Raw genomic sequence first — 15,537 nt, 5'->3', positions numbered from 1 at the left:
TGCACTGGATGCGGACCAACAAACCTTTTCATGTTGTCGCGTTCTCGCTTTTAGATTTTCCGGTAAAAATCCCGTGGCCCGCGCACCACCCCACCCCCGAACGCATCCACACCGGCCGCTTTCGCCACGTCGGCAGCGAATCCGGTGCACTGGCGTCGCGCCAGGCTGAATTGCGTGGCGCCGCCCCGGTACTCGGAGATCTTGGCCATGGCCGCCTGCGCCTGCTCCGCGCTGATGGCGAAGCTGCGCGTCCGCACGCCCGGCTCGGAAAAAGCCGACTCATCGCGATGCACGCGCCCCGGCACGCCGGTGGTCAGGCGCCCCAGATCGCGCTTCGGATCAATACTCGACAGGTTGGCGGGCGAGAACCCCCACGCCTCACGCTTGCCGCCGGGGCGTTCGACGGCCACAAAGCCGTGCCCGGCCATGGCATCGGGTAGGCCCTTTTTCTGATGCAGGTAGGCGCCGACGATCAACCGGTAGCCAGATCCATTCTCGGCCTTCCTCTGCACCTGGGCGTGCGGTCCGGCCACGTTCTGCGGTGCCGGCTTGGCCTGCACGGCCGGCGGCGTGAAATGCGAGGCGGCGCGCATGCCCATGCGGTCGGCCTCGGCCTCCAGCCCAGGATCCTGCACCACGGCGATGCCGCTGCCGAACGGATTGCGCACGCGGCCGGCGCGCTGCTGCACCACATGCGTCAGTTCGTGGCCGAGAAGCTGCTGGCCGTGCGGGGTATCGGGGTTGTACTGCCCCGGCGCGAAATAGAGGTTGGAGCCCAGCGTGAAGGCCAGCGCGCCGATGGACGGCGCCTCGGACCCCACATGCACGCGCACGTCCGAAAAATCCGCTTTAAAGAAGGACTCCATCTTTTGCCGCACGCCGTCCGGCAGTGGACGCCCGCCGCCGCCCGTGCGAATCAGGCCCGGCGGCAACGCCTGGGCGTTGCCGTTGGCCTGCCGCTGCACCGTGCCCGTCGAGCCTGGGCCGGGCAGGCGCGGCCCTGCCGCAAGGAAGCGGCCCTGGATCACTTTACCGGAAACGGACGAGAATGCCGTCATGACAGCCCCTTCACGCAGTCGGTGAAGTATCCGGACTCTTGCTCGCTTCTGTCAACGAGCAGAATGGCTTTGAGCGACTGTTTGGGGAAAATGGATGAGCGGACTTCACGCACGCGTGTGCCCTCCCACGCCGCCCTTCAGATCGACACGCCCCTCGTCCACCCGCGTCCGCGTGGTCAGCCACGTCGTCCAGCCGAGCCTTGGCGCGTCGTGCGCCGCCCGTGTCAGCAGCCGCCCCCCATCGCCCTTGGGTCCCCCCAGCCGCACGCCGGCCGCGCGCGGCCGGTCGGCGAGCGTCCTCGGCGAATGCAGGTGCAGCCGGTTCGCCCCGACCAGCCGCGTACCCGGCACCGCCGCAGGCTTCAGCCGCAGCCGCACCGCCGTCTCGGTCCTCGGCCCCACATAGAAGGCCGCCAAGTCGCTCAGCACACGCGCCGCGTGGCCGTCCGGCAGGAAGCTGCGGAAGTCCGAAAGATTCAGCGGCCCGATCTCCAGCGTCACCGCCGCCTGCTGGTCCCACACCCGGCGGCCCAGCACGGCCCCGTCGCCCAGTACCGAATTGCGCTGCCCCAGCCGCGTCGTCTGCGTGTCGTCCAGCGCCAGCCAACGGCCTTGCAAAGGCATCGCGCGCACCGGCACGTCGAAATGGTCGCTCAGCAGGCGTTCCAGCCCGTGCAGGCTGCGCGGCTGCTGGGCCAGCACGCCGGCGTGGTTCAGCAGCACCCGGTCGGGCACCGCCATGCGCCCGCGCAGGCCCTCCGTCCCCTGCCCGATCAGGCTGTAGAGATACTGGGCGAACGGCCCCTGGTCGGGCGTGCCCCGGTTCAGCGCCGGCCGGTGCGCGCGCCGCGCCCGGTACAGCAGAGAGACGAGCCGGTGGTTGAACAGGTCCAGGAAATCGCGGGTCGCCGTGTCGCCGGTCCGCAACTGCTGGACGATGGCCTCGGTGATCGGCGCCGGCAGTGGGCCGAACCCGCCGGCCAGCCCGAGGAAATTCACCAGAAGCTCCCAGCGCGGTTCGCCGGGGCCGGGCGGTGTGGCGGCGCTGAGGTCGCTGGCCGGAAAGGCGCTGGTCAGGCTGGAACGGAAGCGCACCGCCTCGTGCGCCGTGTGGGTGCCATCGCCGACGCTGCGGGAATCCGGGCGCAGCCGTTCGATCAGGCTGACCGCCTGCAGGAAATCGAAGCGGTGGGCCTCGGCGGCCAGCTGCTCGATTACAGAACGGGTTGATCGCCAGCCAGAGGAGGCCATGTCTTCCAGATCCCGTTGCGTTGCCGACTGGTCAGAACCAGCTGCGTGAAAGAATTGACGGCGGCGTACAGCCCGAAGAAGCGGTTGAGGACGGAGGCCAGAAGGAACGGATGGCTGCCGACGAAGCGTTCCTCGTCCAGTTCCAGCCGCACCTCGGTGCCCCGGCAGAATCCGCGCCACGCCTCGTTCCCGACGCGCCGCACCACGCTGGCGCAGGACAGGCCCGACAGTCCGGCCACCTGCCCGTTGACCGAGGCGTCGTCAAAGGCGGCGTAGAGGCGCAGGATCTCGCGCAGAGCCGTCAGGCCCGCCTCGCCGTCCAGCGACAGGTGGTTCAGCGACAGGTGCGACACCAACCGCCACAGCGTTTGCCCGCCCAGCGGCGGGGTGATCTGCCGCGTCGGCTTGGTCAGGCAGGCGACGCCGCGCAGGGGGGCGTCCACCTCGATCTCCAGCCGCGCGCCGGCCGGCATCTGCTCCGCTACGCCCCGGTTGGTGCACAGCGTGTGCGCGAACACCACCTGGGCCGGCGGGCGCGTCGGCTTGAAGTCCAGGTCCAGGAAGGACAGCACCATGTCCGTGCCCGGCAGGTCGGCGCGCCCCGTCGGCTGGCGCCGCGCCGTCCAAAAGGCCCGCGCGTCGGCCCGCGCCGCACTATGGTCGAAGGAATAGAAGGGCTGGAAGGCCCGGCTGTCGTCCTCGAAAGACGAACTGGCCGAGACTTTCAGGATCGAGTGGATCTCCGTGGACCGCTCGCGGTAGCTGTCGGGCAGCAGCCGGTAATCGACCTGCGTCTGGTCCAGCCGCACCGGCTCCGTCGTCTTGCGGAACAGGTTGACGATGGGCGCGCAGTTCAGGCGGAAGGTGCCCCGGTCCACGGCGATGGCGCGGCGCGGCGGCGCGGACAGCAGGAACAGAAGCTCCACGTCCTTGCCGGCACCAAGGTCGCTCAGCCCCTCCACGTCCACGAACAGGAACTTTTCCGGAAAGACGAAATATTCCTGGATCAAGCGATAGGCCTGATGCGCGTGGCGCGGCCAGGGCAGCACATCCTCGTCGGGCGCGAAGCCCACCGGGCGGATGGCGCCGGCCGGCAGTTCGCGCACGGGCTGGGCGGCGCCGGCCGGACGCACGGCGACGCCGCGCACCTCGTTCATCAGCAGTTCGTACAGCGCGCCGCCGGACATGGCGCCCGCGTGCAGGTGAAAACGCAGCCGCTTCGGCGCCATGTCGGCGAAGGTCAGCTTACCCATGCCGCGCAGCGTCAGCCGCAGGACGGCGCCGACGTCCGAACGGTGGTCCAGGAAGTTGAAGGCGGCCGAGGGCTGGATCGCCGCCTCCGCCACCTCGATCGGCCACAACTCCACCGGATAGCCGGTGCGGAAGCGGCAGGTCAGCCCGTCCACGGCCTCCGCGAACAGGGGCGTCTCGTCCGGCAGGGTGAAGCCGGTGGCGGCGCGGGCTTGGTCCGGGTCCACCTCGAACTGCGCGATGGCGAGGCTTGGCACCGGAGCCAGCAGATGCGGGTACAGCACGCCCAGCAGGGCCGAGGGGATCTGCGGAAATTCGGAATCCAGCGTGCGCTGGATGCGCGCGGTCAGAAAGGCGAAGCTTTCCAGCAGCCGTTCGACGTGGGGATCGGGGGATTCCGCCCCACTGAGGTCCAGGCGCGCCGCCACGCGCGGGTAGCGCGCCGCGAACTCCGCCCCCTCGTGGCGCAGGTAGGACAGCTCGCGCTGGTAATAGTCGAGAAGGTCATCGCGGCCTTCAGTCGCCATGGGCCTCACTCGTCATTCGTGTCTTCCACGCTGTCGGTCAGCAGTATGGGAAAGGTCACCGGCTCCACCATGCCGTCCAGCATGATCTCGCCGGACACCACGGCGCGCAGCTTCGCCCGTTCGTTGCCGACGCGCTCCACCGTCACGCGCGGGCGCAGCAGGCGCGGCTCGAACGCCGCGACCGTGTCGGTGATGAGCGCGGCCAGCCGCGTTTCGCTGTCGGGGTTGTAAGGCCAGAACAAGGACAGGTCCGGCAGCCCGTAGTCGAGCGTGCTGCGCGGCCGCCGGCCGAGATCGTCGGCGGACAGCGGCGTGCGCGTGTTCAGCAGCCGGTCGAGTTCCCGCCCCAGCGAGGCGCCGAGCCCCTCGCGGTCCAGCATGCGCAGACTCTCGCCCTTGGCCCCGCCCGCCGCCCCGCCGACACCGGCGGCGAGGCGGTCGAACAGGGGCGCCCGGACGCCCTGCGTGACGCGCGGTCCCGGCATGGCCGCCCCCTACGGCGCGCCGCCTTACGACACTTCCTGCTTGGCGAGGTCGTGCTTGACCGGCTCGTTGCCGCCGCCGGTGCCGTCCGCCGCCTTCTGCTGGATGTAGGTGTACTTGACCGAGCTGTAGCTGAGCGTGATCGTCTCGGTCGAGATGTCGCCGGTGCCGCCGCCGATGGAGACGTTGGAGACGATGACGCCGGTCATGTCGATTTCCAGGTACTTGATCGCCTTGTTGTCGCCGTCCGAACGGTAGGCGGTGAAGGTGGCGGTGCCGATCTGCTTGCCCGACCAGCACATCTTCAGCAGGTCGTCGGTCGCCGCGTCGGTGTACTTGGTAAAGGAAAAGTCGGAGTGGTTGGCCTGCTCGACCGTGCCCGAACCGGCGGAGCTGCGCGTCGGCGAGGTCGGCTGGTTGAAGGAATGGCTCCAGGACAGGACTTGGATCTGATCGGTGTGCGTGCTGTCCGCGCTCTCACCCTTGATGTCCGGGGTCTTGAACACGATGAACATATTGCCGGCCATGACGGTCTTCCCTTTGTTGGCTAGCCAGTAATCATTGTCGTGCGCGCCCCCCTACCCCCGCGCGGAACGCGGGGGCGGGGGGCAATCCGTGCGCGGTGCGTTACGCCGCCGGCGGCGGCAGTTCGGCGACCAGACGGATGGAGGCGGTCAGCTCTTCCAACTGGAAGTGCGGCCGCAGGAAGACGGTCGCGTTGTAGCAACCGGGCTTGCCAGGGATGTCCGTCACGTCCACGCGGGCCTCGCGCAGCGGGTACTGCGCCTTCAGGTCCTGGCCGGCATCGTCCTTGCCCAGGACGTAGTCCATGATCCAGGTGTTCAGATAGGTCTGAACGTTTTCCTTGGTCATGAAGCTGCCGATCTTGTCGCGCATGATGACCTTGATGTAATGGGCAAAGCGCGACGCGTTCAGGACGTAGGGCAGCATCGCCGACAGCCGGCTGTTCGCGTTGGCCGCGGCGGTGTTGTACAGCTTGGGCTTGTTGGCGGTCTGGCCGCCGAAGAAAGCGGCGTAGTCCGTGCCCTTGCAATGGACCAGCGCGATGAAGCCGAGGTCGTTCAGCTCCTTCTCGCGGCGGTCGGTGATGGAGATTTCCGTCGGGCACTTCAGCGCGATGTCGCCCTCGTCGGTGTGGAAGGTGTGGGTCGGCAGACCCTCGACCTTGCCGCCGCCCTCGACGCCGCGGATGGCCGCGGTCCAGCCGTACTTGGCGAAGGCGTCGGTGATGCGCGTGCCCAGCATCCACGCCGGGTTGCCCCACAGATACTTGGAATGGTCGCGCCCGTCGGTGTCCTCGACGAAGTTGATGCCCTCCACCGGCACGGTGTCCGGCCCGTAGGGCAGGCGCAGCAGCACGTGCGGCAGGCACAGCGTGACGTAGCGCGAATCCTCGCTGGCGCGGAAGGACCGCCACTTGATCAGCTCGGCGCTCTCGAAAATCTTCGACAGGTCGCGCGGGATCCCCAGTTCGGTGAAGCTGCCCATGTCGAACAGCAGGGGCGAGGCCGCCGCGATGAAGGGCGCGTGCGCCGCCGCCGCGACGTTGGACACCTTCTCCAGCAGCGCCATGTCCTGCGGGTGGCGGCCGAACTCGTAGTCGCCGATCAGCACGCTGTAGGGGAAGCCGCCGAAGGTGCCGTACTCTTCCTCGTACACCTTCTTGAACAGGGCGCTCTGGTCGAACTCGACCGCCTTTTCCAGATCCTTCAGCAGCTCCGCCTTGGTGATGTTCATCAGGCGCAGCTTCAGGCGGGTGCTGGTCTCGGTGTTGAAGACCAGATAGGCGAGGCCCCGCCAGGAGGCTTCCAGCTTCTGCAGGTCGGGGTGGTGCAGGATCTCGTTCAGCTGCAGCGAGATCAGGTCGTCGATCTCGGCGATGCGGTCGGTGATGGCGGCGACCACGTCGCCGCTGACCGTGCCGCCGGTCTCGGCCAGGACGGAATTGACGAACTCGTCCACCAGATCGCGGGCGTAGCCGCGCTGCGTTTCGTCGCGCACGAGCTTGCCCTCGACCAGGATGCGGTCGAGAATGGGAAGATTCTGGGTCTCGGTGGCCGTGGCGCCGCCAGCGTTCTCGGTCTCGTCAGCCATGACAAGCGTCTCCTCGGGTGGGTCCGCCGGGCTTGCAGGTCCGGCGTCTCATCGAATTTTTGCAGGTGCCGGGCGGTTATTCGGCGGCGGGTTCGGCGGGAGCGGCGCCGGCCGGGGCGGCCAGCTGGGCCTTCAGCGCGGTCTGGTCCTCGGTGCTCTCCATCACCTTCTTCAGCAGCGCGTCGAGATCGTCGTTGCCGTCCAGCTTGGTCAGCAGGTCGCGCAGGCGCGAGCGGGCCTCGTAAAGGCGCTTCAGCTGCGGCACCTGGTTCAGCACCTCGACCGGGCCGAAATCGTCGAGATGCTTGAAGCGAAGCTCGACGTTCAGGAAGTCGTTGCTGTCCGGCTGCAGCTTGTTCGGCACGCGGAAGGCCACGCGCGGGTTGATCGACGCCAGGACGTCCTGGAAGTTGTCGCGGTCGATCTCGACGAACTTGCGGTCCTTGACCGGCGGCAGTGCCTCGGCCGGCTTGCCCGACAGGTCGGACATGATGCCGACGATGTAGGGAAGCTCCTTCTTCTCGATGGCGTTGCCGATTTCGACGTCATAGGTGATCTGGACGCGCGGCGGGCGGACTCTGCTGAGCTTGTGCTGGGTGCTTTCGGCCATGGCGATGCTCTCTCACAGATGTGGCGGTGCGCGCCCAACGAGAATATCAGGCGCGATAACTTACCATTTTGAACAAGATTAGAATCGGTTCATCATTGAAACAAGAAGAAATCAGCTAATTTTCAACTCGGATTGATCATCTTCCCCCTGTTTTCTGTGTCAGTTCTGTAAAGTTCAGCCCCAGGAGGTCGAAGACCGTGGACAGGTCATTGCGGCCACGGCTGACCTCCAGAAGAACTTCATGCAAGGGCATGTTCGCCCAGCCCAGCGCCCGGTGGATCAGGTACGGGGTCGGGCTGTGCGGTTCGGTGCGCAGTAGGAAATCGGCGGCCTCGGCCAGCCAGTAGTACGCCTCGTCGCGCGTGCGGATCGGACCGGGGGGATAGGCGCCCGGCGGGGCATCCTCCGGATACTCTTCGCCGAACTCGTCCGGCGGCACACCGTCCTCCGGCTCGGTGATGTCGGCGGGCATGACGGGCTCCTCCCCCTTGGCGCGCAGCATGGTGTCCACCCAGCCCTGAAGGCCCACCAGGGTTTCGCGCAGCGTGACCAGCCCCGGCGCCTGCCGGCCGCACAGGCCGTCCAGCAGCGCCGACAGCGCGTCGGCGGCGGCCACCGCCTCGGCCAGATGCTCGTGCTGGGCGCGGTGGAAGGCGACCGGCGTGCCCATGGCGCTGGCCTCCACGTCGGGCAGCAGCGCCTCGCCCTTGGCCGCCGCCATGTCGGCGACGCGCGGGTCGCGGGCGGCGGCGAGGCTGCGGCGCTGGGCGTTTTCGTAATCGGCGTAGGAAAAGGCGACCACCGGATTGCTGCCCGAGCGGGTCAGCGGCAGCATGTGCAGCAGGTGCGGCAGCTTGCCGTTCAGCCATTCCAGCGGCGCGACGCGGGCGGTCACGTCGCCGTCGTCGATCTCCGGATGCAACCCCTCCCAGAAGATGTCGCACAGCCCCGCCAGCAGGCGCAGCCCCGGCCCCAGTGCCGTAAAGCCGTGCCGCTGCACCAGCGCCTCCAGCAGCCAGCAGGCGAGTTGCAGATCTTTCGACCGCGTCTCCAGCGCGTTGCGGCAAAGCCGCGCCACCTCATCCCAGTCGGCGCGCTTGGCGGTGGTCTGCCAGACGCCGACCGGCAGCGACGGGTCGTCCTGCCGACGCGCCTCGCGGATCGCGTCATACACCGGGTCGTAGCGCAGCGACGGACCGGCCGGCGCATCCCCCGGCAGCGGCGTCAGAATCGCAGCGAAGTCGAACGGCGAGGCGGTCATCGGCCAACCCCTTTCACAGAGGGCTTGCGGGGAATGAGGCGCACCGGTTCGACCGGGCCGAGCGGATCCTCCTCCACGGCGGCGCGGACGCTGCGTCCCGCGTCCAAGCGCGGCGCGGCGTAGGGGAAGACCGGCAGCGCGTAGGTCGTCCTAGTCTTGCCGTCCGGGTTCGGCGTGCTGAGCGCGAGGCGCAGGAAGACCGAGGTCTTGCCATCCGCCAGGGGCTTCGGCGCTGGCGCCCCGCCCTGCCCCGACGCCTGCCCCTGCACCGGCACGGCGGCGGTGTCGGCGGAGAACTTCAGCGTGTGCGGCTGCGGATCGGTCAGCTTCGGCAGGTCCGACGGCGGCGCCCGATGCGTCTGGAGCAGCCGCAGCAGCGACCAGCGGTTGGCGTAGGAGAAGCTGATGGCGCGGTCGGGCTGCACGCTGCCGTCGCCGCCGATGATCGACACCGGCACGACCGGCGCGTCCTTGGCCCAGCGCAGCGTCACCGCAACCGGCACGCCGGGAGTCCACTTCGCGGCCTTGGCCTCGCCGCCGCGCTGCAGGGTCTGCTCGCCCAGCGTCACGGACCAGTCGATGATCTGGTTGCCGCCGGTCTCGCGCGGACGGTTGACGCGGAATTCCGGCGTCACGTCGAAGGCCGGCGGGGTGGCCGAGCTGGCGGCGAGGAACGGCGCCAGGAAGTCGCGCACCGACGCCATGCGGTTCATGAACTCCAGCGCCTGCGCGGCCGGCGTGCCCGGCGCCGGGGCGCCCAGGCCCCGGCGGATCGCCGGCTCGGCCGTGCCGAAGCGTTCCAGGAAGGCGGTGACCGCGTCGATCTCGGCCTCCGGCGTGTCCGGCCCCTGGTGCTCGCCGAACGGGTAGCGCCCGGCCAGCAGGCTGTTGAAGTCGGAGGCCAACCGCGCGTAGTCGGTGGACATGCTCTGCGCCGCCACGCGCTGGCATTGGGCGAGCGCCATGCGGCGCAGCGTGTCGCGCCGTTGCAGGAAATAGTCGCCGCCGCTGCCGTAGCCGCCGCCGGCCAGCTGTTGCAGGCAGTTGTCCGGCTTCACCGCCTCGCCCAGCTCGAACCGTACGAAGCGCTCCAGCAGGGCCAGCGAGCTGTTCGGGTTGTCGGCCTTGTAGCGCTGCTGCTCGATCAGGATGCGCTGCCACTTGGTGACGTGCGGGTTGTTGCGCAGGGCGGGCGGCGTCTGTTCGCGCAGCGCGAAGTTCACGATCGGCGCGGCGACCTCCATGCCCAGCCAGTCGAAGCGCCCGCGCGTGTTGTCGAGATACTGCGCCAGCTCCACGTCGCTCAGCGCCTGCCAGCCGTCGGCGTTCATCGGCAGCGTGCCGTCCCAGTCGCGGAACTCGTTGAAGGGCAGATAGGGGGAGCCCTCCTCGGCGATGCGGTCGGCCTGCTCCAGCATGGAGACGAGGTGCTGGGCCACGATGTCGCCGACGCTGCCGTAGGCCTGGTCGAAGCCGCGCCGGCTGAAGGCGGCCAGCACGTCGGCCAGCCCGCGCGACGCGCGCCCGAACTCGCGCACCTCGCGCAGCAGGGCGGTCTCGTCGGCGGTCAGGCGGAAATCCTGGCCGCGCCGTTCCACCACCTGCGCCTCGGCTACGGCGGTCAGCATGGCGCCTTGCAGCCGTTGCGCGGCGAGCGCCTGGATCATCGGCCGCAGCGTGTCGGGCACGCGGGCCAGCGGGCCGGCCTCCATCTGCTCAAAGGCACGGTAATGGCGCACCGCCTTGTCCAGCGGTTCGGGCAGCCACATCATGGCGCTGCTGCGCTGGGCCGGCTGCACCGGCTGGCGCAGCGGTGCGTCGGCCATGAACTCGTAGCGCAGCACCTCCGGCAGCGCCCCAGCCAGATCGGCCAGCGCGGGCGTGAGGCGCAGCAGCCCGTCGGCGTTCTCGTCCGCCGCCAGGATCGGCCCCAGCCCCGGCACGCGGATCGCCAGCAGCGCCGCGCGCAGCTCCTCGACACGCGCGGTGGCGATGCCCAGCGCCTCGGCCGCCGCCTGCTCGCCCAGGAACGGGTTGCGGCGGATGCGCGGCAGCACGCCCTGCCAGTGCGCCTCCTGCTCCGGATGCTTCACGAACAGCCAGCGCAGATTCGGGTCGCCCAGCAACGCTTGCACCCGCTGCAACGCCGCGCCGAGGTCCTGCAACGCCGCGCCGGAGCCCTCCGGCGTGCCGAAGCGCGCCAGTTCCACCCGCTCCAGCGCGTTGGCGAGCGCGCCGAAGGGCCGCGCCAGCGGGCCGTCCGGGGCGATCAGCACGGCGGCGTCGCCGACCAGCCGCTTCAGCGTCTCCCGCGAAGGCGCGAGGTTCTGGTCGATGACCAGCGGCTTGACCGAGACCTTGCCCATCACCTCGGTGTAGAGCGCGTTGTCGGTGCGCAGCGCCTCGCCCAGGTCGATGCCCAGCAGCGAGGTCGTCAGACCGGCGAAGGTCTGCACCGGCAGCTGCTTTGCGTTGTGATACAGCGCCAGATCCCCGGCGATCCGGTCGATCTCGTCCAGATAGGACTTCATCCGCGCGAAGGCGGCGGCTTCGCCCGCCCCGGCCGGCAGCGCCCCGGCGTGGCGCGCCATGAGGTCCTTCCAGCGGTTGATCAGCTCCAGCCGCATGGGGTCGAGCACGACGAGGCGGAAGCCGTGCACCAGCCCGTCCTTCACGTCCTCCTCGATGTTGCTGAACCAGGAGCTGGGGATGAAGGGCACCAGCAGTTCGTGGTCGCTGACCGCCTTGAAGGCGTCCAGGATCTTCGGCGCCACGTCGCGCAGCTGCCGGTAGGCGCTCAGCGTTTCGCCCGCCGCGCGCGCCCGCTGCATGGTCTGCCCGGCGTCCTCGACGACCTGCATCGGCCGCGACAGGTTCGCCTTCGCCACGTCCAGCGTCCGGAGGGAATACCAGAGCCCACCGGCCAGAATCAGCGCCACGGCGACCAGCGCGATCTGCGCGTTGCGCACCACCCGGCTGCGCGCCACCAGACCGCGCCGCGCCGGCTGCACCAGCCGCGCCTCCCGGAAGATCTTCTCGCCGAACAGGTCGGTGACGAACAGAGGCTGCACGCCCAGCGGCACCACCCCCGGCATCAGGCCGGCCGGAAGGTCTTCATGGTCGCCATCGTCGCCCGGCACCGGAACCGGCAGCCCGCGCCCGCCAGCACCCAACGCCGCGCCATCGCCGGTGAAATACAGCCCCCGGAAGAAGTGCGGATCCTGATAGGCGTCGGCGCGGAACAGCCGGTCGGCGAAGCGGGCCAGCGGCGCCGCCAGCTTCTGGAACTCCGCCGGGAACAGGAAGGCCATGTCGCTGATGCCGCCGGTCGTCACGGCGGTCCCCATCAGCGCGCGGTGCAGCTCCCGCCCGATCTCGTCGAAGGCCTCGTTGATGCGGTTCGGGTCGTAGACGGTTTCCAAGGTCTGGCCGTTTGACCAGCCGAAGACCTCGTTCGCGCGCTGCGCGGCCAGCGGTTCCCAGAAGCTGGCGAAGCCCGGCACCACGTCGCACTTGGTGACCACCAGATAGACCGGCAGCCGCAGCCCCAACTGCTGCTGCAACTCGCGCAGGCGGCGGCGCAGCAGCTTCGCCCGGTTGGCCAGCCCGTTGGCGTCCAGCCGGTCCGGCCCGATCAGGTCGGAGCATGGCAGCGTGACCACCACCCCGTCCAACCCGCGCTCCGCCCGGTGGCGCAACAACAGTTGCAGGAACCGGCGCCAGCCGGCGTCGCCGCCTTTCCCATGCTCCTCGTCGCCCCACAGGATGCTGCCCGCCGGGTCCAGCACGATGCCGCGTTCGAACACGTGCCAGGCGCAGCCGTGCTCCGCCAGCTCCGGATCGGTGTCCAGCTCGAACGGCCGGTGCAGCGCGATGGAGGAGGCGAGCGCGCTCTTGCCCGAACCGGCGCTGCCCAGCAGCAACACCCACGGCGCGGCGTAGCGCCAGCCGGCGCCCGGCACCATCGCGCGCAGGCTCTTCAGTGTCGCCGTGAAGCTGCTGGTCAGTGCTCTGGTATCGGCGCGGTGGGCAAAATGCCGGCCGCCGCCCAGTAGCTCGACGCCGGACGTTTCCGCCGCGCGCTCGCCCCGGCGCACCACCCAGGCCAGCAGCACCAGCACGGCCAGGGCCAGCATTCCAAGAAGGAAGCCGATGAGCAGGGGGTGCGCGGCGATCAGGCTGTCGTCCACGGGGTCCCCCTCACTGGCCCGGCGCCGGGCCGGAATGGGCCCGTTCGATCCGGTCGAGCGCCTGCTCCAGATCGGCGGTCCGGGTCACCCACAGCGCGTGGCTGCCGGCCAGGAACAGCGCGACCAGCGCGACCAAGGCGAGCCCCCACGGGCGCAGGTGCGGCATGCGCACCGGCCGCCCCTGTTCGATGGTGTGCCCGTAGGCCTGTTCGAACAGATGGCCGCCTTCGCGGGCAAGTTCCGGATCGTGGCGGGCGATGATGCGGGCCAGCGCGGTGCGGTAGGCGCGCAGTTCCCCCTCGTCCTCCGGCCGCCAGCAGCGTCCGCGGAACCCCAGCGCCAGCGCCACCAGATAGACCGTCGCCAGATCGGGCGAGGCGCGGGAGCTGTCGGCCAGCAGCGCGTCCAGCCGCTCGAACACCCGCTCGCCGGCCACCCGCGTGCCGAACAGCGCGGTTTCCAGCAGCCGGTCCGCCCAGACGTCGCGCCCGTCCCAGTTCACCCGCAGCAGCATCGTCTCGTCGGCCAGCGCGGCCATGACGTACTGCGCCTCGCGGTACAGCGCCTCACCGTAGCTGCCGCCCCAATGCCGGGCGCGGACCGCTTGGCTTTCCAGCAGCATGCGCAGCCGCTGATGCACCATCCCGGCGAGGTTGGCCGGCGTCAGCCCATCCTCTCCCGTTCCCATGCGGCCGGCGGACAGCGCGTATTTCAGGCGCAGCAGCTCCGCGAAGAAATCGCCGAACTGCACGAGCATCGTGTCGCCGCCCCGGCTGCCCATCAGCAGGTTCGCGACGGACGGCGGCAGGCCGGCCGGGGCCGGGGGCTGCATGGGCATCTGAGCCGGTGCGTCCATGCGATCCGTGCCCCTTACGCGCCGACCGGGCCGCCGCCCGGCGGGGCGACGTACAGCGCGATCTCGGCCGGGCGGCGGGCGCCCTGGCGCTCGCCGGGATTGGCCATTTCCAGCACGCGGTCGGCCTCGATGTAGGCGGCGTCGGCGGCGATGCGGTACAGCAGGACGCCACGTTCCGGCACCACCTCCAGCCGGTCGTCGCGCTCGATGCGCCCGCGCGCCGCACCGCGCAGCCGGCGTTCGCGCAGGATCCCCATGTTCTCGGCCGACGCGATCAGGGCGTCGCCCATCCAGGACTCGGCCTCCGCCTCCGTCTGGCCGGGCGCCAGCCGCAGGCCAACCAGCAATCCGTCGCCCTCCAGCCCATGTCCATTCAACCAAGCCGCTTCAATCTTCAGGCGGAAGCCGGCCTCGTCAGCGGCGAAGCGGATCGTCACGAAGGTCTCGCTGACCGTGTCGATCATGCGCTCGACGAACGCCAGCACCGGCCGGAGCGAGCCCAGCGGATCGCGGTGGTCGTAGGCGTCGAAGATCGGCGGCAGCAGCCCCGGCCCCAGCGAGGCCACCTGACCGGCGATGCCGCACAGCACCGAATGCAGCGCGAAGGGATGGACGGCCCCGGCGCCAAGCACCGCCTCCAGCTGCGGCAGGCCGGCGGTCAGGCACTGCACGGCGTGGCGCGTCTCGGCCACCATGGGCGCCTGCACCGTGCCGGCCGGCGCCCGCAGGCGCCCGGCCAGATAGGCGGCCTTCTCGCGCAGCCGCTTGGCGACCGTGCGGCAGGCGTCGGCCAGCGGAGACTCCGCCGTCGTCCCGAAGGCCGGCGGCACATAGTCGGTCAGCTGGAACGCCTCGTTCCGATAGACGACGCGGGCGATGGGCAGCGCCACGAACTTCGCCGGCACCTCCTCCCCCACCAGCAGGGACAGGCGGGGCCGCAGGCGCGGCATGGACTGTTCGTTGTCCCCGGTGTTCTCGTCCACCACCGGCGCGCCGTCCACCGAACGGTAGCGCGCCAGCTCGCCCCCGGCGGCGGCGCCCGGCTTGTAGACCGGCACCACCAGATGCACGGTCGCCGGAGCATCCTTCAGCTGGTCGGCGTAGGGTTGCAGACTGATCTGAAGGTCCCCGCCCCCCTCGCCCGGATGGTCCACCACCAGCCCGTCGGGCATCACCGCTTCCAGCGCCAGAATGCGGAAGATGCCGACCACCAGCATGGCCTGATCCACCTTCAGCGTGCGCACGCCGTAATGGAAGGGCGACAGCCGGGCGAGGTGGTAATGCAGCAACTGGTCCTGACGCAGCCAGGACTGCTGGAAATGCTGCGGGGTCAGCAGCATCCCCTCGTACCACTGGACTGGATCGGGCGGCGGGTTTGGATGGCTCATGCCGTCTCGCGCTGGCGGATTGGGTCTAGGAGGCGGGGGCGGCCACCGCGAAGTCCTTCTCGCCGAGGCGGAGGACCACGGTGGGGATGCCGTCGATGCGGGCGCGGTGCGGCCCCGGCGTGTCGTAGCCGGCGAAGACGAAGGCGCCCAACGCGTCGTTGGCGCGGCCCTCCACCTTGAAGCGCGGGCCTTTCTGGCCGGGGATGACCTCGAAGGAGTGGACCTCGATGCCCGTGGGATTGGCGAGCTTCAGCTGCTCCCGGTTCTTGAACCAGTTGGCCGAGGGCATTTCGGTGAAGGACGGCAGCAGCGTGTTCTCATGGACGAACACCAGATCCACGGCCAACGCGTTGTCGGCGTTGGCGTTGGGCGCCACCTCGATCTCCACCGTTTTGGTCTTGATCCGCGAATCCGTCAGCGCGCAGGCCGCCAGGGCCAGCGCGGCGCACAACAGGACCGGAACGATCCGGAACGAGGTGCCGGATGCGGCGGCCCCTCCCCTGGGCCACGGCGCGTGGATCACGTTTCTCCCTCTCCCTGCGATGGA

The 15,537-nt window shown here is 69.7% G+C and carries 12 protein-coding genes; all 12 read right to left on the bottom strand.

Annotated features, from left to right (window positions below; genetic code table 11):
* Positions 1 to 50: 50 nt before the first annotated feature.
* The 12 genes from J2852_RS10525 to J2852_RS10470 all read right to left on the bottom strand — a co-directional run bounded on the left by J2852_RS10525 (position 51) and on the right by J2852_RS10470 (position 15,513).
* Entirely contained in the window at positions 51 to 1,058 is a 1,008-nt protein-coding gene (locus J2852_RS10525) for an eCIS core domain-containing protein (protein ID WP_209875017.1), read from the bottom strand.
* A gap of 105 nt (positions 1,059 to 1,163) precedes the next feature.
* The gene (tssG, locus tag J2852_RS10520; RefSeq protein WP_209875014.1) at positions 1,164 to 2,309 is read right to left on the bottom strand and encodes a type VI secretion system baseplate subunit TssG; all 1,146 of its coding nucleotides are present in this window, start codon (positions 2,307 to 2,309) and stop codon (positions 1,164 to 1,166) included.
* Positions 2,273 to 4,087 (bottom strand): type VI secretion system baseplate subunit TssF, encoded by a 1,815-nt coding sequence (tssF, locus tag J2852_RS10515; protein WP_209875011.1) that lies wholly within the window; start codon positions 4,085 to 4,087, stop codon positions 2,273 to 2,275. The genes tssG and tssF overlap by 37 nt, the downstream gene beginning before the upstream one ends.
* Before the next feature lie 5 nt (positions 4,088 to 4,092).
* Positions 4,093 to 4,572: a type VI secretion system baseplate subunit TssE gene (tssE, locus tag J2852_RS10510; RefSeq protein ID WP_209875009.1), complete on the bottom strand. Its 480-nt coding sequence runs from the start codon at positions 4,570 to 4,572 to the stop codon at positions 4,093 to 4,095.
* A gap of 24 nt (positions 4,573 to 4,596) precedes the next feature.
* Positions 4,597 to 5,097 carry an Hcp family type VI secretion system effector gene (locus J2852_RS10505; RefSeq protein ID WP_209875007.1) on the bottom strand — a complete coding sequence of 167 codons (501 nt, stop codon included), beginning with the start codon at positions 5,095 to 5,097 and terminating at the stop codon, positions 4,597 to 4,599.
* Positions 5,098 to 5,197: 100 nt separating this feature from the next.
* The gene (gene tssC, locus J2852_RS10500) at positions 5,198 to 6,685 is read right to left on the bottom strand and encodes a type VI secretion system contractile sheath large subunit (RefSeq protein ID WP_209875005.1); all 1,488 of its coding nucleotides are present in this window, start codon (positions 6,683 to 6,685) and stop codon (positions 5,198 to 5,200) included.
* A gap of 76 nt (positions 6,686 to 6,761) precedes the next feature.
* Positions 6,762 to 7,295 carry a type VI secretion system contractile sheath small subunit gene (gene tssB, locus J2852_RS10495; RefSeq protein WP_209875003.1) on the bottom strand — a complete coding sequence of 178 codons (534 nt, stop codon included), beginning with the start codon at positions 7,293 to 7,295 and terminating at the stop codon, positions 6,762 to 6,764.
* 136 nt (positions 7,296 to 7,431) lie between these two features.
* Complete coding sequence (gene tssA / locus J2852_RS10490) at positions 7,432 to 8,556, bottom strand: type VI secretion system protein TssA (protein WP_209875001.1); 1,125 nt, start codon at positions 8,554 to 8,556, stop codon at positions 7,432 to 7,434.
* Positions 8,553 to 12,746, bottom strand: coding sequence for a type VI secretion protein IcmF/TssM N-terminal domain-containing protein (locus J2852_RS10485; RefSeq protein ID WP_209874998.1), 4,194 nt, complete (start codon positions 12,744 to 12,746; stop codon positions 8,553 to 8,555). The genes tssA and J2852_RS10485 overlap by 4 nt, the downstream gene beginning before the upstream one ends.
* A gap of 10 nt (positions 12,747 to 12,756) precedes the next feature.
* Positions 12,757 to 13,602 (bottom strand): DotU family type IV/VI secretion system protein, encoded by an 846-nt coding sequence (locus J2852_RS10480; protein ID WP_209874996.1) that lies wholly within the window; start codon positions 13,600 to 13,602, stop codon positions 12,757 to 12,759.
* Positions 13,603 to 13,616: 14 nt separating this feature from the next.
* On the bottom strand, positions 13,617 to 14,990 hold the full coding sequence (gene tssK / locus J2852_RS10475) for a type VI secretion system baseplate subunit TssK (protein WP_209874983.1): 1,374 nt from the start codon (positions 14,988 to 14,990) through the stop codon (positions 13,617 to 13,619).
* 25 nt (positions 14,991 to 15,015) lie between these two features.
* Complete coding sequence (locus J2852_RS10470) at positions 15,016 to 15,513, bottom strand: hypothetical protein (protein ID WP_209874971.1); 498 nt, start codon at positions 15,511 to 15,513, stop codon at positions 15,016 to 15,018.
* Between the last annotated feature and the right edge of the window lie 24 nt (positions 15,514 to 15,537).

The organism is Azospirillum soli (assembly GCF_017876165.1).
GTDB classification, from domain to species: Bacteria; Pseudomonadota; Alphaproteobacteria; order Azospirillales; family Azospirillaceae; genus Azospirillum; species Azospirillum soli.
This window is presented reverse-complemented; position numbering and strand designations above follow the sequence as displayed.

Excerpts from the sequence above, each read along its gene's own strand:
- J2852_RS10525 (WP_209875017.1), bottom strand. The coding sequence starts at position 1,058 with ATGACGGCATTCTCGTCCGTTTCCGGTAAAGTGATCCAGGGCCGCTTC.
- tssG (WP_209875014.1), bottom strand. The coding sequence starts at position 2,309 with ATGGCCTCCTCTGGCTGGCGATCAACCCGTTCTGTAATCGAGCAGCTG.
- tssF (WP_209875011.1), bottom strand. The coding sequence starts at position 4,087 with ATGGCGACTGAAGGCCGCGATGACCTTCTCGACTATTACCAGCGCGAG.
- tssE (WP_209875009.1), bottom strand. The coding sequence starts at position 4,572 with ATGCCGGGACCGCGCGTCACGCAGGGCGTCCGGGCGCCCCTGTTCGAC.
- J2852_RS10505 (WP_209875007.1), bottom strand. The coding sequence starts at position 5,097 with ATGGCCGGCAATATGTTCATCGTGTTCAAGACCCCGGACATCAAGGGT.
- tssC (WP_209875005.1), bottom strand. The coding sequence starts at position 6,685 with ATGGCTGACGAGACCGAGAACGCTGGCGGCGCCACGGCCACCGAGACC.
- tssB (WP_209875003.1), bottom strand. The coding sequence starts at position 7,295 with ATGGCCGAAAGCACCCAGCACAAGCTCAGCAGAGTCCGCCCGCCGCGC.
- tssA (WP_209875001.1), bottom strand. The coding sequence starts at position 8,556 with ATGACCGCCTCGCCGTTCGACTTCGCTGCGATTCTGACGCCGCTGCCG.
- J2852_RS10480 (WP_209874996.1), bottom strand. The coding sequence starts at position 13,602 with ATGGACGCACCGGCTCAGATGCCCATGCAGCCCCCGGCCCCGGCCGGC.
- tssK (WP_209874983.1), bottom strand. The coding sequence starts at position 14,990 with ATGAGCCATCCAAACCCGCCGCCCGATCCAGTCCAGTGGTACGAGGGG.